The organism is uncultured Alistipes sp. (genome assembly GCF_963931675.1).
Taxonomy (GTDB): Bacteria; Bacteroidota; Bacteroidia; order Bacteroidales; family Rikenellaceae; genus Alistipes.
Genome location: NZ_OZ007039.1, coordinates 1,725,433 through 1,751,052 on the forward strand (window position 1 = coordinate 1,725,433; position 25,620 = coordinate 1,751,052).

Annotated in this window: 15 protein-coding genes; 11 read left to right on the plus strand and 4 right to left on the minus strand. The window is 60.2% G+C overall.

Features of this window, described 5'->3' with window-relative positions; translation table 11 throughout:
- The first annotated feature begins 23 nt into the window (after positions 1-23).
- From ABGT65_RS07340 to ABGT65_RS07350, 3 genes are read left to right on the plus strand one after another with little or no spacing between them, the layout of a single operon-like run.
- Positions 24-617, plus strand: a complete 594-nt coding sequence (locus ABGT65_RS07340; RefSeq protein ID WP_346700958.1) for a DUF3575 domain-containing protein — start codon at positions 24-26, stop codon at positions 615-617.
- 12 nt (positions 618-629) lie between these two features.
- Entirely contained in the window at positions 630-1,127 is a 498-nt protein-coding gene (locus ABGT65_RS07345) for a DUF3868 domain-containing protein (protein WP_346700959.1), read from the plus strand.
- 20 nt (positions 1,128-1,147) lie between these two features.
- Complete coding sequence (locus ABGT65_RS07350) at positions 1,148-3,631, plus strand: hypothetical protein (RefSeq protein ID WP_346700961.1); 2,484 nt, start codon at positions 1,148-1,150, stop codon at positions 3,629-3,631.
- Positions 3,632-3,750: 119 nt separating this feature from the next.
- Here ABGT65_RS07350 and ABGT65_RS07355 read toward each other — a convergent pair whose 3' ends face one another.
- Positions 3,751-4,332, minus strand: a complete 582-nt coding sequence (locus ABGT65_RS07355) for a DUF308 domain-containing protein (protein WP_346700962.1) — start codon at positions 4,330-4,332, stop codon at positions 3,751-3,753.
- A 226-nt stretch (positions 4,333-4,558) separates the two neighbouring features.
- On the opposite strand from ABGT65_RS07355, the gene ABGT65_RS07360 reads away from it, so the two are divergent.
- On the plus strand, positions 4,559-7,711 hold the full coding sequence (locus tag ABGT65_RS07360; protein WP_346700964.1) for a TonB-dependent receptor: 3,153 nt from the start codon (positions 4,559-4,561) through the stop codon (positions 7,709-7,711).
- A 13-nt stretch (positions 7,712-7,724) separates the two neighbouring features.
- The gene (locus ABGT65_RS07365; RefSeq protein WP_346700966.1) at positions 7,725-9,551 is read left to right on the plus strand and encodes a RagB/SusD family nutrient uptake outer membrane protein; all 1,827 of its coding nucleotides are present in this window, start codon (positions 7,725-7,727) and stop codon (positions 9,549-9,551) included.
- Between the two features lie 148 nt (positions 9,552-9,699).
- Here ABGT65_RS07365 and ABGT65_RS07370 read toward each other — a convergent pair whose 3' ends face one another.
- The 3 genes from ABGT65_RS07370 to ABGT65_RS07380 all read right to left on the minus strand — a co-directional run bounded on the left by ABGT65_RS07370 (position 9,700) and on the right by ABGT65_RS07380 (position 11,883).
- Complete coding sequence (locus ABGT65_RS07370; protein WP_346700968.1) at positions 9,700-10,392, minus strand: hypothetical protein; 693 nt, start codon at positions 10,390-10,392, stop codon at positions 9,700-9,702.
- A 193-nt stretch (positions 10,393-10,585) separates the two neighbouring features.
- A complete protein-coding gene (locus ABGT65_RS07375) occupies positions 10,586-11,359 on the minus strand; it encodes a DeoR/GlpR family DNA-binding transcription regulator (RefSeq protein WP_346700970.1) in 774 nt (257 codons plus the stop codon).
- A 347-nt stretch (positions 11,360-11,706) separates the two neighbouring features.
- Positions 11,707-11,883, minus strand: a complete 177-nt coding sequence (locus tag ABGT65_RS07380) for a hypothetical protein (RefSeq protein WP_346700972.1) — start codon at positions 11,881-11,883, stop codon at positions 11,707-11,709.
- Positions 11,884-12,408: 525 nt separating this feature from the next.
- Between ABGT65_RS07380 and ABGT65_RS07385 the strand changes: the two genes are divergently transcribed.
- Genes ABGT65_RS07385 through ABGT65_RS07410 form a run of 6 tightly spaced genes read left to right on the plus strand, consistent with a single transcriptional unit; the run spans position 12,409 to position 25,608 of the window.
- On the plus strand, positions 12,409-15,780 hold the full coding sequence (locus ABGT65_RS07385) for a SusC/RagA family TonB-linked outer membrane protein (protein ID WP_346700974.1): 3,372 nt from the start codon (positions 12,409-12,411) through the stop codon (positions 15,778-15,780).
- A gap of 14 nt (positions 15,781-15,794) precedes the next feature.
- Positions 15,795-17,303, plus strand: a complete 1,509-nt coding sequence (locus ABGT65_RS07390; RefSeq protein ID WP_346700976.1) for a SusD/RagB family nutrient-binding outer membrane lipoprotein — start codon at positions 15,795-15,797, stop codon at positions 17,301-17,303.
- A gap of 21 nt (positions 17,304-17,324) precedes the next feature.
- Positions 17,325-19,454, plus strand: coding sequence for a DUF5689 domain-containing protein (locus tag ABGT65_RS07395; RefSeq protein ID WP_346700978.1), 2,130 nt, complete (start codon positions 17,325-17,327; stop codon positions 19,452-19,454).
- 24 nt (positions 19,455-19,478) lie between these two features.
- The gene (locus ABGT65_RS07400) at positions 19,479-21,431 is read left to right on the plus strand and encodes a calcineurin-like phosphoesterase family protein (RefSeq protein WP_346700980.1); all 1,953 of its coding nucleotides are present in this window, start codon (positions 19,479-19,481) and stop codon (positions 21,429-21,431) included.
- 17 nt (positions 21,432-21,448) lie between these two features.
- Positions 21,449-24,802, plus strand: a complete 3,354-nt coding sequence (locus ABGT65_RS07405; protein WP_346700982.1) for a BACON domain-containing protein — start codon at positions 21,449-21,451, stop codon at positions 24,800-24,802.
- A gap of 35 nt (positions 24,803-24,837) precedes the next feature.
- Positions 24,838-25,608, plus strand: a complete 771-nt coding sequence (locus ABGT65_RS07410) for a S1/P1 nuclease (RefSeq protein WP_346700984.1) — start codon at positions 24,838-24,840, stop codon at positions 25,606-25,608.
- Positions 25,609-25,620: the final 12 nt, after the last annotated feature.

Consider the following 25,620-nt stretch of genomic DNA (forward strand, 5'->3'; position numbering starts at 1 on the left):
AACGGAATCAAATCCTGATATTGATGAATAAGAAGATCATTCTGACGTTGTTGCTGGCCGGTTCTTGCTGGTTCGGAGCTGCGGCGCAGCAGGTCGCCGTAAAGACCAACGTGCTTTACTGGGCGGCGACGACCCCGAACCTCGGGGCCGAGGTGGCCGTGAGCAAACACTCGACGATCGGCCTGACGGCCAACTACAATCCCTGGACCATCGGCGCCGACAACCGGATCCGCCACTGGTTCCTGCGGCCCGAGTACCGCTACTGGGTCACGGAAAAGTACACGCGGCTCTATTTCGGGGTCCATGCCATCGGCGGGAAGTTCGAGGTCGGCGGCTTCAAGCTCCCCTTCATCGGCGACCGCATTCTGACAGGATTGGCTACCAATTACTATAAAGGTTCGTTCGTCGGAGCAGGCTTCAGCCTCGGCTACCAGTTTTATGTCAGCCCGCACTGGAACATCGAACTCTCGGCCGGAGCGGGACTGGCGCGTTTCAGCTACCATACGGAGCCCGTCCGGGGTCCGAAAGCCGCCTCCTATACCGACCGGAAGCGGATTCTGCCGATCCCTACCGAATTCGGCGTTTCGTTCGTCTATCTGTTCAACTCCAAGAAATAACCGGGTCGTCCCATGAAAAGATATTGCTTGCTACTCGTATTCCTGCTGGCCGGGGTGTCGCTCCGGGCGCAGATTGTCGGCGATGTGGCCGTGACGCGCAAGGTGCTGGCCGAGCGCAACGGAGAACTGCACATGGTATTGGAGATTTCGGTTTCGCGCAAGGCCGTGACCCGCTCCCAGAGCTGGATGATTCTCCCCGAGCTCAGTACGGCGGACCGCCGGTCGGTGAAGCTCTTCCCGCACATCCTCATCAACGGCCGCTACCAGCAGCACATGATGGAACGGCGCCAGAAACTTTCGGGGTCCTACTGGGCCGAACGGCAGCCTCACCTGACGATCAACGTCGACGGGAAAACCGACCGGGTGTTCAATTATGAGATGAAGGTCCCCTACGAGAGCTGGATGGCCGGGGCCACGCTCGTCCTGCGTCAGATCCAGACCTCGCCCGGCGGGAAACGGCGGGTCTTTACGGTCGATGTCAACGGGGCGGTCGATACGCAGCGTAAATGAATTAAATCCGTTCCGGGAAGATGAAACGTCGAGAATGGATGGAATATGCGGCTGCGGCATTGTTTGCCGGAGCCTTCCTGGCGGGATGCGGGAATATCCGCAAACTTGCCAGGAGCAACCCTGAAGCGGGTGTCTACCTCCCTGCGCAGAACAAGCGGGAGGTTGCGGAGCGTGCCGCCGATACGGCGCGGGGCCCGAAGATCATCACCTTTCGCAAACAGGACGGTACGGAACTCTTTCTGACTCCCGTGGCTGTCGACTCCGCTTCCGGGGAGAAGATGATGTCGATCGCCATCGACGAGGTGGTCATTTCGGCGGCGAACCGCCGCAACCTGGTGGAGCGCAACGGCAAGATCAACGTCGACTTCATCGTTTCGGTGCCGCAGACGCTGCAGGACCGCGACTGGCAGCTGGTGCTGGATCCGCAGCTGCTCAAGGGCGAGGATACGCTGACGTTCGATCCGCTGGTCTACAGCGGCGAGCGGTTCCGCACGATGCAGCAGCGCGAATACGGGCGTTATGACGACTATGTGGGGCGGATTGTCGACAGTGCCGACTATTTCGAGCGGTTTGCCGACAAGGGTGCCTACCGCCGCTATATGGCGCGTGTGGCCGATGACCGGGTGAAATACGGCGATGCTTCGGCGCGGCTGGAGCGCATGACGCCCGACGAGGCGATGTACGACGAGCAGGTCGGGTGGACGACCCGGCGGGAGCGCGAACGCCAGTACGGGGCGCTGCGCCGGTATGTCTATGCGACCGACCGGACGGTGAAGGCCAACACGACCTATACGCCCGATCCGGACGACAAGTTCGACCACCTGAACGACTACCTTACGCCCCGTTACCGCTATGAGGGGGTTGATGTCCTGCCCGGCGGTGAGATCTATACACGGGTCGAGGGCGAATACCCCGAGGCTGGGGGGCGTGCGCGCGAGGCCTATATCCGTTCGCTGACGGAGGAGCCCGGGCGGGTTTACGGCGAGGTTTATGTGGCCGACGGCGCGCGGCTCCGCGAACTGGCCGGGGAGCGCCTGGCCTATACGGGCCGCCGCCGGAAAGCGGTTACGGAATTGCTGGCCGAGACGAGCGACAGCGCCGTGTTGGAAAACTTCCGGATCCGGAAAGCCGATACCGAGGAGCGGCTTGCGGCGCTGAACAGCCTCGATACGGCGGCCGTGCGCAACAGCGTGCTGCGGCAGGGGCAGGTGGCGCGCAACCGGCGCCTCGAAGCGGGGAAACCGGCCGCATTCGAGCGGCTGGTCCGCCATCCCTATTATGCGGACGCGCGGCTCGATACGGTGATCTGCCGTCCGGACGGCAAGGTCGACTATTACTATACCGAACAGGTGCAGGCCGACGAGAACACCTCGAAACTGCGGCTTTACCTCACGGGCGGGGTGGAGGACCGCAGCGGACGCACCTACCGGCTCACGCGCTCCGATACGCTGACCTACAACGTGGCCTCGATGACGACGTTCCTCGACGAGCGGACCCGCTACATGCAGCGGATCGTGCTGCGCGATGCCGAGGCCAATGCGCGTTTCTTCTTCACCTTCCCGGTCGGGAAGGCCTCACTGGTCGACACGCTGACCGAAAACCGTCGGCAGATTGCGGCCGTGCGGTCGCTGACCCGCGGGCTGATGACCGACCCGGTCTACATCATCGACAGCATCACGCTCCGGGCCACGGCCTCGCCCGAGGGGACCTGGGCGCTGAACGAACGCCTGGCCCGCGAACGTGCCGAAGCCCTGAGGCGGGTGCTCGTCTCGGAGTTCCGGGTGCTGTACGACTCGCTCAGCGTGGCGGGGAGCTATACGCTCGACGAACAGGGCCGCCAGGTGGTCGACGATAGCGACGAGAAACTGCCCGACCTGCCGAACCTGCTGCGTTCGACGTGGCTGGCCGAGGATTGGGACGAGCTCTACCGCCTGGTAGCGGCCGATACGCTGATTGCGCACAAGTCCGAGATTCTGGAGATGATCCGCTGGGAGGGGAATCCCGATACGCGCGAATGGCGGATCCGGTTGAAGTACCCCCGGGAGTATGCCCGGATGCGGAGTGCGATCTACCCGCAGATGCGGGCCGTGGATTTCCGCTTCAACCTCCACCGCCGGGGCATGAAGCAGGATACGGTCTGGACGACCGAGGTCGATACGAGTTACATGCACGCCGTGGATCTGCTGCGCAAGCGCCGCTACGAGGAGGCATTGACGATCCTGCGCCCCTACGAGGACCGCAATACGGCATTGGCCTACATGTCGCTCGGCTACGATGCTGCGGCCTACCGGATCCTGAAGGCGCAGCCCGGGGCCGGCTCGACGGCCGACATCCAGTACATGCTGGCCATCCTGGCGGCCCGTCTGGGCGACGAGGAGCAGGCCGTGCAGTATTTCCTGCGTTCGGTGGAGCTGCGCGAGAACCTGAAGTTCCGCGGCAATCTCGATCCCGAGATTTCGCGCCTGATCCGCAAGTACGGTCTCTTCCGCGAGGATTTCGAGTAGCCGGAATCCGGAGGAGGGGAATCAGAGGCCGGGTCTCGCGGCTGGAATACGAAATTCACCCCTGTCGCACGGTGTGGCGGCGGGGGTGAATTGCTGTCGGGACGGAGGTTTCGGGGGCTCTACTCCTCGAAACAGAGGTGTGCGTTGCGGAGCTGGAGGGCCAGGGTGCAGGCTGCCGCACCGGCGAGGAGCAGCGTGATGCCGACCCAGACGACGACGGCCGTGGTGCCGACCCCGAGGGGTTGGAAGAGGATTCCCAGCGAGCAGAGCAGCAGCAGTACGCCCGTGAGGATGGTCCATCCCGAGCCGCTGATTCCCATGGTGTGCATGTCGCCGCCGAGTCCGATGGTGCTGAAGGCGCGCATCAGCAGCCAGAACCCGAGGAAGAACGGCAGCATCGAGGCCGACAGCCCGACATTGAAGATCAGGATCACGCCCAGGACGATCTGAATGATCCCTCCGGCGAGCATCCAGCCCCGGCCTGTGATGAAGTGGCGGTTTGCCGTCGAGATCACCACCTCCAGGATTCCCGCCAGCAGGATCACCCACCCGAAGAGCAGCGACATGCCGAGATAACTCCGGCCCGGGAAGATAAAGACCAGGATTCCGGTCAGCAGCAGGACGATTCCTGCAAGCAGCAGCAGCCACCAGTAGCGGATGGCCTGTTTCGAATTTTCGATCAATGCGTTCAAGTGTTTCATAGCGTATGGAATTTCGATGTCGGGGAGCAATTTGCGTGCCGCAGGGTGTGCGAATTCCCGCGCCGGGAGGCCGGGGATGTGGATTTTTTCCACACCCCTTGTCTGGAATTTCCACACGGGAAGGGGCGGAACGGGACAGACAAGTTGCTGAATATCGGTAATATGCCTTTCCCTGACACTTTGGCATACCGCTTGGGCCGAATCCCCGAAAACCCAAATGCTGTCTATGGAAAAATTCGACCTTACCCGGGTGAGCAGGCGTGTGTTTCTTGTCCTGCTCCTGTTGTGCGGTATTCCCGGCGCGGTGTGGGCCGACGGGATCTCCGATGACCCGGATACGGCGGCCGACCGCCAACTTCCCGACCGGACCATCACCGGAACGGTCTCCGACGAGCAGGGGAATCCCCTGATCGGTGCCACGATCGTCGTCAAGGATGCCCCGACGATGAACGGTACGATTACGGGTCCGGACGGGAGTTTCTCGCTGACGGTTCCCGCACGCTCCACGCTGCTCGTGACCTATGTAGGCTATAAGAGTCTCCGGTTTCCGGTGCTGAACCGCAGCAACCTGAAGATCGTCCTCGAAGAGGAGAACGAACGCCTCGACAACGTCGTGGTGGTCGGTTACGGTACGCAGGAGAAGTCCGACCTGACGGGCTCCATTGCCTCGGTCAAGGCTGCGGACATCAAGAACCTGCCCGCCCGGTCGGTTGCCGAGGCGCTGCAGGGCAAGGTCGCCGGTGTGATGGTCACGAAGACCAGCGGAAAACCCGGCGCGAGTTCCGATATCGTGATCCGCGGTGTGGGCTCGATCAACGGTCTGAACCCGCTCTTCGTGATCGACGGCGTGGCCTGCGACAACAACAGCGAATACAACCTGAACGACATCGAGTCGATCGAGGTGATCAAGGATGCCAGTGCGGCGGCGATCTACGGCTCGCGGGCGGCGGGCGGCGTGGTGCTCATCACGACGAAGAAGGGCTCCTACAACACCAAGGCGAAGCTTTCGTTCACGAGCCACGTCGGCGTGCGGCAGTACACGGACATGTACCGGATGCTCGGGACCGAAGACTACATCCGCGTCATGAAGGAGTTGGGCGTCAGCTACCCGATTTGGGACAACCCCGCGGCGCTGCCCGACACGGACTGGGTCGACGAGATCTACCAGCCCGGCATCGAGCAGAGCTACAACCTCTCGCTCACGGGAGGCAGCGAACGGCTCCGCTACTATCTTTCGGGAGGCTACGAGCGTGAGAACGGCATTCAGATGAACAACTACTGGGAGCGGATCTCCGCGCGGCTGAATGTCGACTACAAGGTGGCCAACTCGCTGACCGTCGGCACGCGGATCTATCTGGCCCGTTTGCGCGGCAACCCCTATACGGAGTCCTTCCCCTGGGTCTCGATCCCCTACATGAGCATCTATGACGAGGACGGCGAATTTTCGGCCATTCCTTCGGGTATCGACTTCTCGGGGGCCAATCCCGTGGCCGACATCGCCTACCACCACCAGAAACAGTCGGACCTGGTGGCCAACGGCGACCTGTTCATCGACTGGGAGATCGTCAAGGGGCTGAAACTCAACCTGACGGGTTCGGCACAGCTCGGCGGCGGCTATGACGACAACTTCTCCGAGGCCAATACGCTGGGGCGCTCCCCGACGAAGGACAGCTATACCAAGGCGCTCGATTACGGCGAGCAGTACACCTTCACGGCGACGCTCTCCTACGGGAAACTCTTCGCCGGGAAACACGACCTGCGGGTGATGGTGGGTTACGAGGCCAAGAGTGCCCAGTTGGCCGATCTTTCGGCGACGGCTTCCGACTTCCCGATCAACGATCCCGAGTCGTTCGCCCTCTCGACGAACCCCACCAAGAGCGCTTCGGGAGCCCTGAGCGAGGACCGCTTCCTCTCGCAGTTCGCACGTCTGAACTACGCCTACGACAACCGTTACCTGCTGACGATGAACGTCCGTCGCGATGGCTCGCCCAAGTTCGGACCGAAGAACCGCTGGGGTGTCTTCCCTTCGGTGTCGGTCGGCTGGAAGATCTCCGAGGAGCCCTTCTTCAAGGCGTGGAATGTTGAATGGGTGTCGATGATCAAGCCGCGCTTCAGCTGGGGTATCCTCGGCAACGACCAGGCGCTGAACGCCTTTGCCTACATGGCGGCGTTCCAGAACGTCACGAGCCACTCGTTCGACGGAACCTCGGCCGTCGGGGGCTACAACAACATCAAGGTCGTCAATGAGGACATCCGGTGGGAGTCGATCTACACGACCGACGTGGGTCTCGACGTGGACCTCTTCCGCAACCGCCTGTCGATCTCGTTCGACTGGTATCAGCGCATCACCCGCGACATGATCTACGCCCTTTCGGTCCCCAACTCTTCGGGAATCACCTCGCCGTCGTCGCTGACCGGCATGAGCACCATGCCCGTGAACCTCGGACGGATCGACAACCGCGGCTGGGAACTGCTTGTCAATTACCGCAATAACATCGGTTACTTCAACTATGCGATCAGCGGCAACATCTCGCAGAACCGCAACAAGGTGGTGGATCTGGGGCTCACCAATGCGGCGATTTACGGCGGCGGCGGACACCCCAATACGGGCCCGAGCCCCTGCAAGACGGTCAACGGACAACCCATCAGCCAGTTCTGGGGGCTGAAGACCGACGGCATGATCACCTCCCAGGAGGAGATCGACGCCCTCAATGCCAGGGCGCAGGCCAACGGGTATGACTATTACCACCAGCGCCTGACCGGGGTGGGCGACCTCAAATATGTCGATCTGAACGGCGACGGGACGATCAACGACGACGACTGCACCTTCATCGGCAATCCGTGGCCGACGCTGCAGTACGGCTTCAACATCTCGCTCGAATGGCGCGGCATCGACTTCGCGGCCGATTTTACGGGAATTGCCGGGAACGACGTGCTGAACCTTGCACGATCCTATACCGAGAGCGTGCAGGAGAGTTCCAATACGACCTCCGAGGTCTTCGGGGCCTCGTTCTTCCTCGGCAACGGCCTCACGGACCGCCCGCGGATCATGGGGCTCGATGCCGACAACGGAAACGCCCCGGTCAAGGACCCCAACTACAACTACCGGAAATACTCCGACTACTTCATCGAGGACGGCTCCTACCTGCGGCTGAAGAACATCACCCTGGGGTACACCTTCCCGCGGCGCTGGACCCGGCGTGCGAAGATCGACCGGTTGCGGATCTACGTCTCGGCGACGAACCTCTGGACGATTACCGGTTTCTCGGGCCTCGACCCCGAATTCTCGAACACCACGAAAACCGCATACGGCGTCTATTACGGCACGACCTATCCGCAGACCCGGATGATCTCCTTCGGTCTGGACCTGAGTTTCTAAACGACTGCGAATCATGAAAAAGCTATTCCGAAAAATACGTCTCTCCACGGTGGCGTGTGCCGCCGCGGCAGCGACCGCCTGCGGCAGCGACTGGCTGGAACTGAGTGATCCCAACTCGTTGTCGCCGAGTAATTTCCCGACGAAGATCGAACATGTCGACCTGCTGGTCAATTCGGTTTACGGGGTGCAGCACCACTGGTGCTTCCTCGGGAACTATTGGGCCGGGTACGTGATGTACTGCCTCGACCACACGATCGACATGCTCTGGCACGAGGATCCGGGGTGGATCGACATCTGTGCCGGGGAGGTGAAGGTCGGCAACAACAAGGTCACCGATCCCTGGACGGCGCTGAGCCTCGGGGTCTACTACGCCAATACGGCGCTGGAGCAGATCGAGGCCTATCGGGCCTCGGCTCCCGACTCCGAGACCGAGGCGCTGAACAACTACGAGGGCGAGTGCCTCTTCTTCCGGGCCTACTACTGGTGGCACATGCTCTCGCTCTACGGGCAGCCCGACAGCGAAGGGGTCGGGATTCCGATCGTCCGCAAGGTCCCCAAGACCCTGGAGGAGATGTACATCGGTCGGGAGAAGACCGGCGACTGCTACCGGGCGATCATCGAGGATCTGGATGCCGCCGTGGGGCTTCTCACGCAGACCGATCCGCATCGTGTGACGCTGTGGGCCGCCAAGGCCTTCCGGGCCAAGGCGTGTCTCTTCGCCGGGGAGACCGAACTGGCCAAGACCTACCTGAAGGATTGCATCGACAACAGCGGCAAGACCCTGGAGTCGTTCGAGCGCTACCGCATGATGTTCAACGGTTACGACGAGTACGAGTACAACAGCGAGTCGTTCTACGAAGTGGGCAACCGGGCCGACCCGACGAGCGGTGCGGCCTACGGAAGTCCCAATACCGGTTCGACGCTGTCGCTCTACTACCCGCCCTTCTGCATCGCGCCCGACGGGACGCGCACGGCGATGTCCTACGGCAACCAGTACATGCACGACCGCAACCTGATCCGCTTCGGCTATACGGATCCCGCTCCGCAGTCCTCCGCGGTGATGAAGTCGCGCGAGGGTGAGGGCGGCGAGACGGAGTATTACCTCGACGAGGATTATCTGGCCCTGCAGCAGAAGCACCGCGACGAACTCGGCCGTGAGGAGAACGGTCCCGATCCGCGGCTGTACGTCTGTGCCCTGCAGCCCTTTATCGACGAGGTGCAGATGACCATCGACGGGGTGAATGACTCGCGGAAGGTCGCACAGGTCGATTTCGGCAAGTGGTGGGAGGACACCTCCAAGACGACGGGCAACGATCCCGAAACCTTCTACGGCTGGCCGGTCCGCAAGTACAACTTCCTCGAAGGACATCTGCTCGATGCCACGCGCAACGTCGCCGGTTACAACATCTATTTCATCCGGTTGCCGGAGATCTACCTGATGTACGCCCTGTTGGTGAAGGACTCGGACCCGGCGACCGCGCTGGAGTATGTGAACAAGGTGCACCGCCGGGCCTACAACTATCCGGTGGACGGAGCCTCGCCCGTGGACTATGCGTCGCTCGGGGACCGGACCCGGACGGCCGACGAGACGGATCATCTGGCCAACGACCCGCTGCTGTACGAATTGTGGGCCGAGGTGTTCGGCGAGATGCGCTGGTGGGAGTATGTGCGTCTGCTGGACCTGGGCGAGCAGGAGAAGGACTTTTACAAGACGATCTCCGGGCCGGGCGCCTCGAAGACGAATATCGTCTGGAAGGATACGAACTACGCCATGCCGATTCCGACCTCGGAGTTCGAGACGAATCCCAATCCGGAGATGGTGCAGACACCCGGGTACTGATTTTTCAAGTATTGATTCTTTTGGAGCGATTTTGGGGTGAAAAACACCCCTGCGGCAATCTTCTGCCGCAGGGGTGTTTTTTTATCGGGAGGCCGGTTCCGGATGGAGCGAATCCGATATTGTCTTGTCTCTTCTCTTCCCGGCCCGTTCAGCCGATGAGTTTCAGCAGTCGGCTCTCCGCCGTGTCGGGGAAAAGCCGCCGGAAATGGGTGTGGATGCGTTCGAACGATTCGGAAGGGCTTCGGTCGACGGCGAGTCCTCCGTAAAGCGTCTCCGGAGTCGTGTAGCGGGCTACACCCCAGCCGTAGGGGTTGCCGTGGCGGTCGATGTTGTACTCGAAGTCCGCAATCACGAGACGCATCTCCATCTGCAGGCGTGTCAGAATCGGGTCCAGCGAGATCTTTTCATCCTCCGGGACCTCGGACGTGAGGTCTCTCGCGGAGCGTTTGCCGCGTCCCCGGGCAAAGCCGAGCATCCGGCGCAACTCCTGGATGGTGGCCGAGCCTTCAACCTGGATGGTCTGCAGCACCACGTCGTCCAGGGCGGCCGTGTCCTCGTTGGGCGCCAGCAGCCGCGAACGCCGGTAATTGGCCCAGTCGGGCAGCCATTCGCGGCTGACGAAGCCCGCTTTGCGGTTGAAGAATTTGCCGTAGGCGCAGTGCCCCTCGCGGATCACGGGGCCTTTCCACTCCCAGGCTCCCTCCTCGTCGCTGAACCAATGCTCCGGAGCAATCATCTCCTCGATCGAGAACCCGGCGATCCCGCACCGGAAAAAGGGTAGAAATCCGAGTTCGAGGCAGCGCTCCTCGATGTCGGATGAACTGTTCAAAAGTCGTTTCATAACGCTTGGCTTTATCTTTGTCGGGATGATTGCGGCGGCGGGGTTCTCCAACGGTCGGATTCCTCCCTTGCGAATCACCTCCCGCAGATGAACTGTCGATAAGTTGCTGCCCGCCTTCCGCTGTCTGCTGCCCGCCTTCCGCTGTCTGCTGCCCGCGGCCCGTCTGCTGTCCGCCGGACGGGCTGCGGAGCCTCTACTTGACGACGATCAGGTCCACACCGGCCTCTTCGAGCGCCGCGGACATCTGTTCGGAGACCCTGGCGTCGGTCACGATCACATCCACATCCTCCAGCGAACCGATACGCCCGAAGCCGCGCTGCCCGAATTTCGAGGAGTCGGCCAATACGATCGTCTTCGAGGCCGAAGCCATCATCCGGCGCGTCAACTGCGCCTCCTCGATGGTCGATGTGGTGATCCCGTGTTCGAGATCGATACCGTCGACCCCGAAGAAGAGTTTCGAACAGATGCAGTCCTCAAGCCCCCGGGCCGTTTCGCCGCCCAGGACCGAGAGGGATTTCTTGTGTATCGTACCGCCCAGCTGCACGACATTGACATTCTCGACATCGTTGAACAGAACCCCGAGCCGCAGGAACGGCGTCACGATGTTCAGGTGGTGCCACGGTCGCATCCGAATCTCCTCGGCAAAGGCATAAATCGTCGACCCCGAGGCCACGATCACCGAATCGCTGTCGTCCAGCAGCTCCACGGCTCGCCGAGCAATGGCTCGTTTGGCTTCGCGGTTGATGTTGTCCTTGACATGCACGTCCAGATCCGCCACATGCGGATTGGCCGGACGGGCACTCCCGTGTACTTTGTAGAGAAGTCCCTTGCTTTCGAGGATCTTCACATCCTTGCGGATGGTGACCTTCGTCACGCCCAGTTCATTGGCAATATCCGTAATGCGCACGAATCCGTGTGCATTCAGCGTGTCGAGAATGTATTTGTGCCGTTCGGCGATGCTCAACATGGTTCCGTCATTAAAAAGTGCAACAAAAGGTTGTCAAAGGCAAATATACGCAAAGGTGAGCGCAGAGGCAAACGAAAACGGAGTTTTCAGGTTTGACTGTGCCGAACCGCATCCTATGTTCTGTAAATATAGTGAAAGGTGAGCGCAGAGGCAAACGAAAACGGAGTTTTCAGGTTTGACTGTGCCGAACCGCATCCTATGTTCTGTAAATATAGTGAAAGGTGAGCGCAGAGGCAAACGAAAACGGAGTTTTCAGGTTTGACTGTGCCGAACCGCATCCTATGTTCTGTAAATATAAAATCAGCGGCATAAATCGCAGCCTTCCCGCTCTGCGCTCTGCGGAAGGGCTACCGGTCTCCGGACTCCGTGGCGTAGCCGTCGGCCCGGGCATCCCACATCAGCAGGAAAATCACCATGCCGATCAGTGCCATGCCGAGAATCCCCACATAGGCCCAGCTCCACCCGTAGTGCTGGGCTACGAATCCCAGTCCCACGCCCGTCGCGCTGCGGAAAGCCCGTGACAAGACGGTTTTATGGCCTCTTTTTAGCCGAGAGACAATCCGTCGTTTTCTTTTTTTTGATCGTCTCTTTTTCTTGCTTTACTTTCGAGATATTTTATGGAATATTTTCTTTTTGTGATATTTTATGGTTGTTTAATTTTGCATTTTATTTCTTTTTTACTTTCTTTGCAGTTGGAAGTGCTCCCGATTCATAAAATTCATCAACAATAATGTCCGGTATCATGTTGTGTGACGGGGCTTGCGGTAGGGCGGAAATTCAGGTGTGACCTGCGGATACGGATTCGGACCCCCTGTTGTAAAATCGGGAAACCCGCAAAATACATGGAATTGAAACATGCTGAATTTTTTTTTGTGATATTTTTGTGCCGTTATTTGCAGTGCAAAGGGAAGCAGATAAGTGAAAATGTTAATCCAATAAACCCGATTTGTATGATGAAGAAACGACCCTCTTTTCCGTTCGGCTGAGAACGCCGACCCCTTTTCCATTGATCGATGACCATTGCAAACCATGAACCATTAAAACAAACCATGTTGAAACTTCTTACTTCTATGATAGAACGCTGGAGCGTTGTCTGTACGAAGGGTTGTGTGCTGCTGTTGCTGGGTGCACTGACGGCGCCGCTTCACGGCATCGCGGCAAATGGTGAAGTGTTCGAATCTGTCGAGCGTAATATCCGGATCTCGGGTGTCGTCAGGGACAGCGAGGGAAATCCGCTCGTCGGTGCGACGCTTATCGTCGAGGGTACGACCCAGGGTACCAGCACCGGTGCGAACGGTGAATACTCCCTGACCGTGCCCTCGAAGGCCCGGATCATCTGCTCGTATCTGGGATTCAACTCCGTAACGCAGGAGGTCGGAACCCGTACCCGGCTGGATTTCACCTTGGAGGCCTCGGCCAACAGCATCGAGGATGTCGTCGTGACGGCCCTCGGTATCACCCGCAAGGAGAAGAGCCTCGGGTACGCCGTGTCGAAAATCGGCGAGGATGACATCACGAACAGCGCCAGCGGAAACTGGCTGAGCGGGATGGCCGGCAAGGTCGCCGGTCTGAACCTGGACCAGTCGTCGGCCGGCCCCGGCGGATCGGTGCGTGTGACGCTGCGCGGCGAAGGGTCTCTCTCCTACAACAACAATACGGCGCTTTTCGTCGTTGACGGCGTGCCCATCGGCAACGGCATGGAGGGAAACTCCACCTCCGGCTCCTACGAGTCGGACGACGCCCCGATCGACTACGGCAACGGCGCCGGAGACATCAACCCCGAGGATGTCGAGAGCATCTCCATCCTCAAGGGCCCCGCCGCAACGGCCCTCTATGGTTCGCGGGCCGCCAACGGTGCCGTGATTATCACGACGAAGTCCGGCCGTCAGCAGCGGGGCATCGGCGTGACCTACTCCACGTCGGTCACCTTCGACAAGGCAGGCTATTGGCCCGATTTCCAGTATGAATACGGCGCCGGGGACTTCCGCAAGACCACCATCAACACGGGCCATACATCCGACGGCCTGAGCCCCGACGAGTATTCGTTCTATACCGTGGATGCCGAGCATTCGGATACCGGCGTGCGCATCCCGACCTTCCACTCCCGCTATCAGTTCGGCGAGAAGATCAACGGGCAGATGCGCTACATGTACGCCTCGTATGATCCCGAAACCGACACCTATACGCGGCTTCCCTACGAGGTGTGCGACTGGTACAAGGGCTTCTTCCGCACGGGCGTCACCTACACCAACAGCGTGGCGATCGATGCCAGCGACGGCCGCGGTTCGCAGCTCCGACTCTCGATCAAGGATACGCGCAACGACTGGATCGTACCCAATACGGGATTCAATACGCAGAACATCAGCTTCTCGGCTTCCAGCAAGCGGAACAAGTGGATCGAGGCGTCGGTCAAGATGACCTACTACCGCAAGAATTCGGACAACCTGCCCGTCGGTGGTTACAGCAACTCCTCGCCGCTGAAGACACTGCTCTGGCAGCCGGTCAGCGCCTCGGTGGACGATGCCTACAACGAGTGGGCGAGCGGCCGTCTGGTCGACTACTACTCGGGGGCCGATACCTCGATGAAGCTCATCAACGGGTCGATGGACAACCCCTATTTTATCGTGTACGAATGCCTCAATACACAGTCCCGCGACCGCGTGTACGGCAATGCGAGCGTGACGGGGCACATCATCCCCGACAAGCTGTCGCTGACGCTGCGCTCGGGTCTGGACTTCAGCAACGACTTCCGCACCCAGCAGAAACCCCAGTACACCCACGCCTACCTCGACGGCATGTACCGTGAACAGACCATCCGTTCGCTGGAGATCAACAACGATTTTCTGCTCAACTACCACGACACCTTCGGGGACTTTGCGCTCAATGCCTCGTTCGGCGGCAACAACATGGTCTACAAGTACAGCAATATCCGGCTGACGGCCCAGCAGCTTGAGGAGCCCAACGTCTTCATTCTCCAGAATGTCAACGGAACGCTCGACTTCTCGTCCGTGCGTCGCATGAAGTCGATCAACTCCTTCTACGGCTTCGTCTCGCTGAGCTGGCGCGACATGCTTTTCCTCGACATTACGGGCCGCAACGACTGGTCGTCGACGCTGGCCCCGGGTTACAACTCCTATTTCTATCCGTCGGTGAGCGCCAGCGTGTTGCTCGACGAGGTGCTGGGAATCAAGCAGAAGGCCGCGTGGATCGACATGCTGAAGATCCGCGGCTCGTGGGCCAACGTCGGTAACGACACCGAACCCTATCAGTTGCTGGCCGCCTACTCGAACTCCTCGGTCTTCACCGGGGCCTATACGCTTCCGAGCTCGACCAAGAACATGCGGCTGAAGCCCGAGAACGTCGAGAGCTGGGAGGTGGGTGTCGAAGGGCACTTCTTCAAGAACCGCATCTCGTTCGACGTGGCCTATTACGATTCGGAGACCACCGATCAGATCATCAACGTCCCCTCCGACTGGGCGACGGGCGCCTCGTCGATGGTCATCAATGCGGGTTGCGTGCGCAACAACGGCGTGGAGGTGGCCATGCATTTCCGCCCGATTGAGCACCGGAACTGGAGCTGGAACATCGACGTCAACTGGTCGAAGAACTGGAACGAACTGGTCGAGTTGGCTCCGGGCGTCAATGTCTGGCAGCTCAACGCCAACAACACCATCGGCAGCAAGGTTTTCATTTATGCCTATCCGGGTACGGAGCTGGGACGCATCTACGGTTACGGACTCCAGACGGCGCCCGAAGGGGCCTTCTACTACGACGAGCAAGGCCGCAAGATCGACTGCTCGGGGCAGGACATCGTCGACGCCGAAACCGGCAACCCGATTCTCGACGGTACGAACCTGAAGGATCTGGGCAGCATCTATCCGCAGTGGAAGGGCGGCTTCACGACCTCGCTCCGCTACAAGAACCTCTCGCTGACGGCCTCGTTCGCAGCCTCCTACGGCGGCAAGGCCTACTCGCTGACCAATTCGATCCTCTCCTACATGGGCAAGCTGACCAATTCGCTCGAAGGCCGCTACGACGGGCTGATCCATCCGGGCGTCAATGTTGCCGAGGACGGAACCTACTCGAAGAACACGACCATCACCACCGATGCGGTTGACTACTACAATACGGTGATCTACCCGCGTGCCAATACCGAATCGAACGTTTTCGACACCTCCTACCTCAAGATGAAGGAGCTGCGCATCGAGTATTCCTTGCCGCGGAGCCTCTGCGCCAAGACGAGGGTATTCCAGAGCGCCTCGATCTCGTTCTTCGCCACGAACCTCTTCTGCATCACCAACTTCCCGCAGTACGATCCCGAAGTGGCGTCGCTCTCCGGTTCGTCGCTCTACCGGGGTGTGGAGACGGGTGCCTATCCCATGGTGCGCTCCTATGGTTTCAGCCTTAAGCTCGGATTCTAAAACAGGACAAAAAGATGAAGACTATGAAATATCTGATGCTCGGAATGGCGCTGCTGCTCTCCCTCGGAAGCTGCACGACGAAGTTCGACGAGTACAATACCAATCCCAACGAGATGGATCTCTGGAATATCGGTCCTTCGGGGATGCTCCAGCAGCTGCTCTACTCCGGGACCGAGGTTTTCCTCTATCGGACGTGGCTGCTGAACGGCGAGTTGATCCAATATACGTTTGCCGGGTCGGGCAACAACACCTACCACCGCTATGTGATCGCCAATTCGGTGGGTTCGTCGGCCTGGTCGAACCTCTACCGCCAGGCTGCCAATGCCGACCACATGCGCCTGCTGGCCATCCAGCGCGAGAGCCCCAACTACGAGGCCGTGGCCGTTACACTGCGCACGCTGCTGATCTCCAACGTGATCGACATCTTCGGCGATGCTCCCTATACGGAGGCGTTCAAGGGCCCCTCGGAGGGAATCAGCCAGCCGAAATTCGACCGGCAGGAGGATGTCTACCGCGCACTGATGGCCGATTACGAGTATGCCAATTCGCTCTACGACACCTCGGCGGCGTTCGAAAACCCCGAACGCGACCTGCTCTACGGCGGCGACGTGGCCAAATGGCAGAAATTCAACAATTCGCTCTACTTGCGCCTGCTCATGCGTCTGAGCAACCGCGATGACGTGCTGGGGGTGTCGGAGAAGATCAACGAGATCTTCTCGTCGCCCGCGCGCTATCCGATTTTCACCTCGAACGACGACAACGCCACGATGTATTACGACGCTGTGGAGCCCTTCGTCAACTACTTCGGTTCGCGGCTGGAGACCCAGTTCACGACCTCTACGGGACGGCGCCCGGCCGAGCAGATCATCAACATGATGAAGGAGACCGGTGACCCGCGTATCAGCATCTGGTTCCGCCAACCGTCGGGCGCCGACGGCTGGAAGGGCGGCCAGAGCGGCATTGAGGCCCAGGAGGCCGACCTCACGGGCGTGGCGAATCTCAACAAGACGAATCTCGGCGAGTACGATTCGCCCTATGCGCTGATGAAGTACGACGAGGTGCTCTTCATCCAGGCTGAGGCGATGCAGCGGGGTTGGGTGGCCGGAGATGCCGCTGCGACCTATCAGCAGGCCATCCGGGCCTCCATCGAGTTCTGGCACGGCGTCGACAAGACGGGGCTGAACATCACCGACCGGGTCATCGAGAACTTCCTGGCCAACGTGCCCTACGACGGAACGCTGAAGACGATCCTTGATCAGAAGTATGTGGCGCTCTTCTGGGTGGGATTCGAGGCCTGGGCTGACTACCGGCGGACGGGGTATCCCGAGTTGGTCATCGGTACGGGAACCTTCAACGACCACATCCTGCCCCGGCGTCTGGTCTATCCGACCAACACCATGGAGACCAACCGCGAAAACTACGAAGAGGTGCTGGCCCGCCTGCGCAACGTCTACGGCGGCGATGACGACATGAAGACTCCGCTGTGGTGGTCGCTGGAGGCCGTCGAGCGGGGAATCCGATAAACCCAAAGAATGCTAAAGCACATGAAAACACGATCATATATTTGGAACAGAACCTTTTGGCGGACCTTGCTGCTGCTGATAGCGGGTGTGATGTTCGCCGGTTGCGAGAAGGACGATACGGCAGAGAAGTATCTCTACCTGCTTGATCCCGACCGGAACCCCCTGGAGGAGCTCTCCTATGGCGTCAGTGGCGGGATGCAGGATTTTCTGATGTACTCGAATTATGGCCACTGGCAGCTGGTGCCCACCTATGCCGAGGATGCGGAGTGGATCTCCTTCTGGCCCACCGAAGGGGTCGGGGACGCCCGTTTCTCGACGCTCGTCAAGGAGAATAAGAGCGCTTACAGGCGTTACGGCGAGTTGAACGTCGTGGTCGACGGCGAGTCGGTCATGGTGCTGAAGTTCAGCCAGGAAGCCGCCGAGCCCGTGCTGGAGATCGACATGGGCGATGCCGGCAAGACCGTGTCGGTCAAGGGCGAAAGCTTCACGGTCAACGTGACGTCGAATGTCGACTGGGTGGCCGAACTGGTCGATCCCGAGGATGCTTCGTGGGTGAGCATCGGGGAGTTTACCGACCACACGCAGACCTTTGTCTGTGCACCCAATGAGGGCGATGTCGCCCGGGAAGCCCGCATCCGCATCCAGGCGTACGGGACCTCGCTGTCGCGCGAGTTCGTGATCTATCAGGCCGACCGGACCACGGCTTTCGAAAACGCTGAACAGATCTCGCTCTCCGAACTGCTGGCGATGGGCGAGGGCAAGATCTCCGAGAACGTCTATGTCGTGGGAAGCGTCATCAGCGACCGCACGACGCGCAACTACCCCGTGGCCTACGGGAAGAATGGCGAAAATCCCGCCAATACGATGTTCATCCAGGATGCCACCGCAGGCCTGTGGATCGAGTTCGAGAATGAGGCGGACAATACTTATGATTTGAACGATCGGGTGACCATTCACATGTACGGTCAGATCATCGCCCGCGACACCTATACGAACGGCCTGAAGATCGACCGGTTGTCGTCGTCGGCCGTGCAGTCGTCCGAACCGGGCCCGGCGGTCGAGCCGATCGTGCTGGACGACGTGTCGCAACTCTCGCAGTACGAAAACCGGCTGGTGACGCTCAGTAACGTGGAGTTCGCGCTGCCCTACGGTACGCTGGTCAACATCAACGAATCGGGTTACCTGGGTGTGGAACAGGGCGCGGCATACCAGGCTTCGGCCGATTACAACGACCTGACGATCGAGTACGGCCACTACGTGCGCGACGCACACGGCAACACGACGAAGCTCTACACCACGTGGTCGTTCACCGAACGGGCGCTGTCGATGATGCCCGAGGGTGCGGGCGACATCACGGGAATCGTCAACAAACGCTACAAGTGCGACGTCTACGACGGCCGCGACGAGAGCCGCCGCAAGGTGGAGTCGTGGTGCATCCGCATCCGCCGCGAGTCGGACATCACCAACTTCGATGCCGATCCCGCCACGCGCCTTTCGAAGACGATCATGCAGATCGGGCCGTGGACCGACAACAAGGGGGCGCTGCCGACCGTCATGGCCTCCGTCGGTCAAGGGCAGCTCAAGCACTCGGTGGGTGTCGACGTCCTGGGTTCGACCTCGGGCAATACGCAGCAGATGTACCTGGCCTGGGCTCATGCCCGCTGCACGGCGGCAACCTGGAACGAGCAGACCGGCAGTTGGCTCCCGACCTACGGCAACACGAAGGGCGTCCAGTACATCGCCCTGATGGCGCAGAACTGGTGGAAGAACACCTCGGCGGTGAATTCCGACACCGACGGCTGCTGCTGGATTCTTTCGAACCTCTCCACGGCGGGCTATACGGGGCAGATCTCGCTCCAGTTCACGGCTTCGAGCAACACGCTGGGCCCGATGTACTTCCAGATGGAGTGGGCCGAGACGGACGATGCGAAGGAGTGGACCCCGATCGGTTACGAGTATGTCGCCTCCAACTGGCACAGTTGCATCCATGCTCCCGAGTACCTCTTCGTGCTCCCCGATGAGCTGAAGGACCGTGCAAGCTTCGCAATCCGTCTCCGCGCCACGCGTCAGCGGAACGCCAGCGACAACGAGGATACCGCCGAAGGAACGAGCCGTCTGGGCATCATCCGCATGTCGTGCCTGGATATGTAGAACCCGAAAAATGCAAAAAAGAGTATGAAATATTCGTTGTATCTGTTGAGAATGCTCCTGTTGGCGACCTGTCTCTGGTCGCTGACGGGCTGCTCCGAGGAGGAGCCGAAGGAGTTCGTGCAACCCGATCGGCTGGTCCGCAATCTCTATCTCGCCTCCGTGATGAGTGTCTACGAGGGGCAGCAGCTCACGCTGCAGGGCCGGGGCTTCGAGGCGGGCGATCTTCTGTCGCTCCGCGCCGAGGGGCTGCGCGTCGAGATGCCGGTCGGCGACGTGACGGACAAGACGGCAAGTGTCGTCGTGCCGGCGGAGCTGGTCCGCGGCACTTACGAGGTTTACGTGGTTCGCGGTTCCGCGGAGCAGTATGTCACCACGGTCCGTATCTATCTGACCATCGATCAGGAGGTCCCCGACAAGGAGGGCTACAACCTCAAGGGAATCGTCTATTGCGGGGATCGGGGCGTGGCCGGTGTGCGGGTCTCCGACGGTATCGAGACCACGGTGACCGATGAAAACGGTTACTATTGGCTCGCGTCGGCCAAGTCGCTGGGCTATGTTTTCATCACGCTGCCCTCGGGATACGAACCGGCGGTCTTCGACAGCGACATGATGGGATTCTGGGCCGGACTTACCGCCGGGACCGATGTCTGCGAGGTGCACAATTTCGAACTCGTGGAGGTCGACAACGACCGTCACGTGATGCTGGTGGGCTCCGACCTCCATCTGGCCGACAAGCAGAACGACCTGAACTTCTTCAGCAACGGATTCCTGGCCGAGACGCAGGCATTCGCCGATTCGAGTCCGCTCCCGGTCTACTGCCTGATTGCGGGCGACATGACCTGGGACCGCTATTGGTACGACAACGACTTTGCGATTGCCGATTACAGGCGACTGTTGTCCTCCAGCGGCTATACGGTTCCGGTTTTCCACGCGATGGGCAACCACGACAACGACCCCTATGTCACGGGCGACGTACTGGGACAGACCCCCTACTGCAATATGCTGGGTCCGAACTACTATTCGTTCAACCTCGGACGTGTGCACTATGTGGTGCTGGACGATATCGACTGGATCAATACCGACGGCGCGGAAGGAGTCGTCGGAGACCGCAATTTCAATGCGCTGGTTTCGCTCTCCCAAATGGAGTGGTTGGCCGACGACCTGGCTGCCGTGGAGGACAAGACGGCGCCGCTGGTCATCTGCCTCCATGTCCAGCTCCACGGAAACTACAACGCCTCGTTCAGCAACGTGCCCCGGATGTCCAGCACGACGGGCGGTACGGCCGCCCTGCTGAAGGCCGTTGAGGGCTTCTCCAATGTGCACTTCATCACGGGCCACACCCACTACAACAGCACGATGGTCATCGACGAAGGGATCATCGAACACAATACCGCCGCGGTGTGCGAAACCTGGTGGTGGAGCAGCTTCTACTCCAACCGTGCGATCTGCGTGGACGGAACCCCGGCCGGTTACGGCGTCTACACCTTTTCGGACAATAAGGTCGAGTGGTACTATAAGGGAATCGGCGAGGATCCTGACTATCAGTTCCGCAGCTACGACATGAACGTGGTCAAGGCCCACCTGAACACCAACCTCTACAAGTCCTACCTTTCGAAGTATCCGAGCCGCACGAACGGCGGGTACGACTATGCGTCGGTTGGGGAGAACGAGGTCTTCATCAACGTCTGGAACTACGATCCCAAGTGGCGTGTCGAGGTCTTCGAAAACGACGCGCCGCTGCCGGTCAAGCGGCTGCTCCAGCGCGACCCGCTCCATACGATCGTCTTCGACATTCCGCGTGTGGAGCACGGTGCCGATGCCACCTCCGATTGGGCCTCCTGTCCCATGTCGCACATCTTCTCGGTGACGGCATCCAGTGCGACCAGTACGCTTGAGATCAAGGTGACCGACCGCTTCGGCAACGAATGGAGCGAGCAGATGGTGCGTCCGAAGGCCTTTACGAAGAGTATGAAATAATCGAAAATAGTGAAACGATGAAAAGAGATCTATTGAATCGGATCCGGACGTTGTTCCTCGTGTTGGCCGGTGTGTCGTTCGCGGCATGTAGCGAGTCCGAGGTCGAGGAGCCGACCCTCGGGGTCAATACGACGAGCGTGAGTGCGAACAAGCGCGGCCTGACCTATGAGGGTGGCGATGTCACCTTCGAGGTTACGTCCAACGTCTACTGGGTCATCCATATCGATGAAGAGGCGGATTGGCTCACGGTATCGCCCCGCGCCGCCTACGGCAGTCATCAGGTACACGTCTCGGCCGCGGTGAATACGGGCGAGGCCCGTACGGCGACGCTCTATTTCGATTCGCTGGACGGCGTGACCACGCAGATCGAGGTCCGGCAGGGTTCGGCCGACGAACTGATTTATTATCTCCGAACGGGCATGGGTGCGGACCCCGTGGGCGCTCCGGTTGCCGTCTCCGACTTCACGGAGTGGGGGACCGACGGCGTCGGTACGGCCTCGGCGCTCTTCTCGGGAGTTCACGCCGAGGTGGTTTCCGACTACGCCTCCTCGGGTTACGAGGCCGCAACGGGTGGCAATGCCGTCGTGCTGGCCGATGCCGCAGGGGTTGAAGACGGACTGACACCCTCGTTCTCCGTCAGCGGCATATCGCTCCTCGGCGACCGCTATTTCCGGGTCAAGGTCGGGGTTGCTCCCATCTCGGGGCAGTTGGAGGAGTCGCAGCTGCGGCTGCTGGTCGGGAACGGCGGCGATGAGTTCATTGAGGTGCCCTGTGAATGGTTGGAGTCCGAAGCGGAGAGCGCCTGGAAGGAGCTCCTTGCCTGCTTCTATGTTCCCGAGGAGACCGAGAGCCTCGACCTGCGCATTGAAAACACGGGCGGCGCCTGCTGTCTGGACGATTTCCGCTTCTACGAGGGAAATGTGGGCGAGGGCCATGAACTCGTTTTCCAGGTCGGGGCCGACGACGGACTGCCCGAGGGACATGTCTATTTCGAGGATGATTTCAGTTGGGTGACCGATGTCTACGGCGGAACCGATTACGTCGGGACCTGGCCGACGCCGCTCACGGCCGAGCAGTATTGGAATGGCGTGACGGCTGCCGCTTTCGGTGACGAGGCCTACAATACGCTGATCAATTCGGGCTGGGTGACCGACGACAACAAACTCAAGGAGCGGGTCTACCTGCGGATCGGCTACATCAAGATGGGCCGGGGCTCGAATGCCGCGGGCTGCGGCGGCGGTCTGGTGACCCCGACGCTGGAGATCAAGCACAACTGCACGGCCAACGTGAAGGTGAGCTTCGATTGCTGCATCTACGTCTCTTCGGGCGGCTCGTGGGATCCTTCGACCATGCAGGTGCGCGTCATCGGCCCGGGGACGATCAACGACGACGTCTCGACGGTGAAGCTCTTCGAGATGCAGACCGCGACCCCGATGCAGTGGGAAACCAAGGAGTGCATCGTCTACGGCGCGACGGACCAGACGCAGATCGTCTTCGAATCGGTCGAGGAGGTCAAGGCGAACCGTTGGTTCTTCGACAACGTTCGTCTGGTGAAGGCCGGGGCTGACGAGCAGCCTCCCGTGGAGTTGACTCCCCTCGACACACCCGAAGTGACCTATGATCAGGAGGGTTCGACGGCCAGCTCGGTGCGTTTCTCCTGGCCGGCCGTGGAGAGCGCCGTCCGGTATGAATATACGTACACCTGCCTGAACTGCGGTGAGGTCGTCGAATCGCGCAGCGGCGAAACGGAGGAGACGAACGTGGTGTTCGACGGGCTGATTGCCGGAACGAGCTGCTCGCTGACCGTCCGCGCACTCCCGGCTGAAGAGGATACGACCTATGAGGCTTCGGAGTGGTGCGAACCGGTCGAGGGAACGGTCAAGAGTTCCGTGACGGGTGTTGACTCGCATCCGGTGGGCTATGCCCTGCTCGAAGACGACTTGTCATGGGTGACGGTGGGTGTCTATGGTCAGGAGAGTTTCGTGGATACCTATCCGGGCAATCCGGCCGGCATTCGTTTCGACAAGGTGTCGGCCGCCGGTAAGACCCTGCTCGAAGAGAAGGGCTGGGAGATGACTTCGAGCAACTCCGCTGCCTACCTCTATGCCGGAAGCATCAAGTTGGGAACTTCGTCGGCCGTGGGCTCGGTCTTCACGCCCCGGGTTTCGGCCATCGATCCGGGTACGAAGGTCAACGCCGAGGTGATTGTCGGCGGTACGGCCTTCCTCGGGACCAACGACTATTACGACGACGATGCGGCTGCCATTACGATCGAGGGCGACGGAACCTTCGAGGACGGTTCGAAGAGCGTGGAGTTCCGCATGGGCAGTTGGAACGACTGGGTGCGCCACCGTTTCGTCGTGCAGGACATAACCGCCGAGACGCGCTTCCGCCTCGAATCGCGGACGGCAGCCAAGGGACGCCTCTTCTTCAACTATTTCGGGGTGGTGAAACTTGACGACGCCTACTCGTCGGCTTCGGAACTCCCGCAACTGGAGACGCCGGGGAACGTTGCCCTGTCGGAAGCCTCGGCCTACGGTTTCGACCTGAGCTGGACCGAGGTGCCCAATGCGACCGACTATACCTACTATGTGGTGCGGCCCGATGGCCGAATTGCGGCGACGGGCAAGAGCTGGGAACCGCATGTGCATATCGGCGGACTTGACGGCAAGAGCGTCGCGGGACACCCGTACTTCAACGTGCGGATCGTGGCCAACCACATGAACTACGACTCCGGCAAGCAGGAGATTCCGCAGACTTACCGTTCGTCGGAGAGCTCGCGGGCGCTGCAGGCCCAACTTGTCGAGAGCACGGCTACGGTCTACTTCCAGGACGATTTTTCGTGGATCGACCCGACGAGCGGAAGCGCCCTGCTGGCAACTAACACGGACTGGATCAATACCTACTGTACGACCGATACGATGATTCGTTTCGACAAGCTGGAGGAGGAGGGAACCTCGCTCCACGGATGGAGTTATGACAGCAGCAAAAAGAGCGTCTATACGCGTCCCGGATATATCCACCTGAACTCCTCGTCGGCGCAGGGCCTGCTGATCTCGCCCGCCCTTACGGCCATTTCGGGAACCGATGATGTGGAGGTGTCGTTCGATGCCACCTACTTCTACCAGTATTTCTCGAAGACGGCGGATACGAACAAGACCCTGACGATCGCTTTGCGCGGGGCCGGAACCATCGAAGGGGCAACGGACGGCGTGTTGACTGTCACGCTTTCGCGGGGCAATGCCTGGGAGGACTTCACTTTCCGCATCCTGGGAGCCGATGCTACGACACAGGTGCTGTTCGGGCCTGCGGTTGCCAGCAAGAACCGGGTTCAGTTCGACAATTTCCGGGCCGTCTCGTTGACGAAGTAACCGATCGATAAAAACACGATAAAAACAGAAGAACCATGAAATTGAAAATTTGGAAATACACCCTGCTGTTCCTCTCGCTCGTGGGGTTGGCGTTCCCGGCGGCGGCCTGGGACCGCACGCGTCACGACGCCATCGCCAGCATCGCCGAACAGCATCTGACCCGCCGCGCCAAACGCAACATCGCCCGCTATCTGGAGCACTCCATCGTCTACTATGCCTCCTACATGGACAAGCACCGGGATGCCCCGGAATTCCGCGATATCGAGCATGTCAGCTATGTCGACGAGCGGATGCAGCTGGTCGACACCCTGCGTGACGGCAAGGTGAATTGTGTCGTGGCGCTCATGCAGGCCTGCGACCGTCTGCGCAACTACCGGGAGATGGACGATTCGCTCGTGCGGCTGAACCTGATGTATGTCATCCACATCGCCGGGGACATGCACTGCCCGAGTCATGTGAAGTATCCGGGATGCAAGAGCGGCCGGGCCGTGCTCAACGGTAAGAAGATGTCCTACCATGCCGTGTGGGACTGGGGAGTGCTCGACCGGGCGCATGGCTGGAGCTATTCGGAGTACCGCGAACAGTTGGATACCCATACGAAACGCGAGCGTCGGGCCATAGCGGCAGGGACTCCCCGCGAATGGGTGCATGAGACGGCCGTCGATTGCCGGGTGATCTACGACTGGCAGCGGCCCGACGAGGTATACGACAATGACTTCGTTCAGGATACCTACCTGCTTGCCGAGCGGCAGCTCGTCAAGGCGGCCTACCGCCTGGCGGCCCTGCTCAACGAACTCTTCGGGTAGCGGAACCGCGGA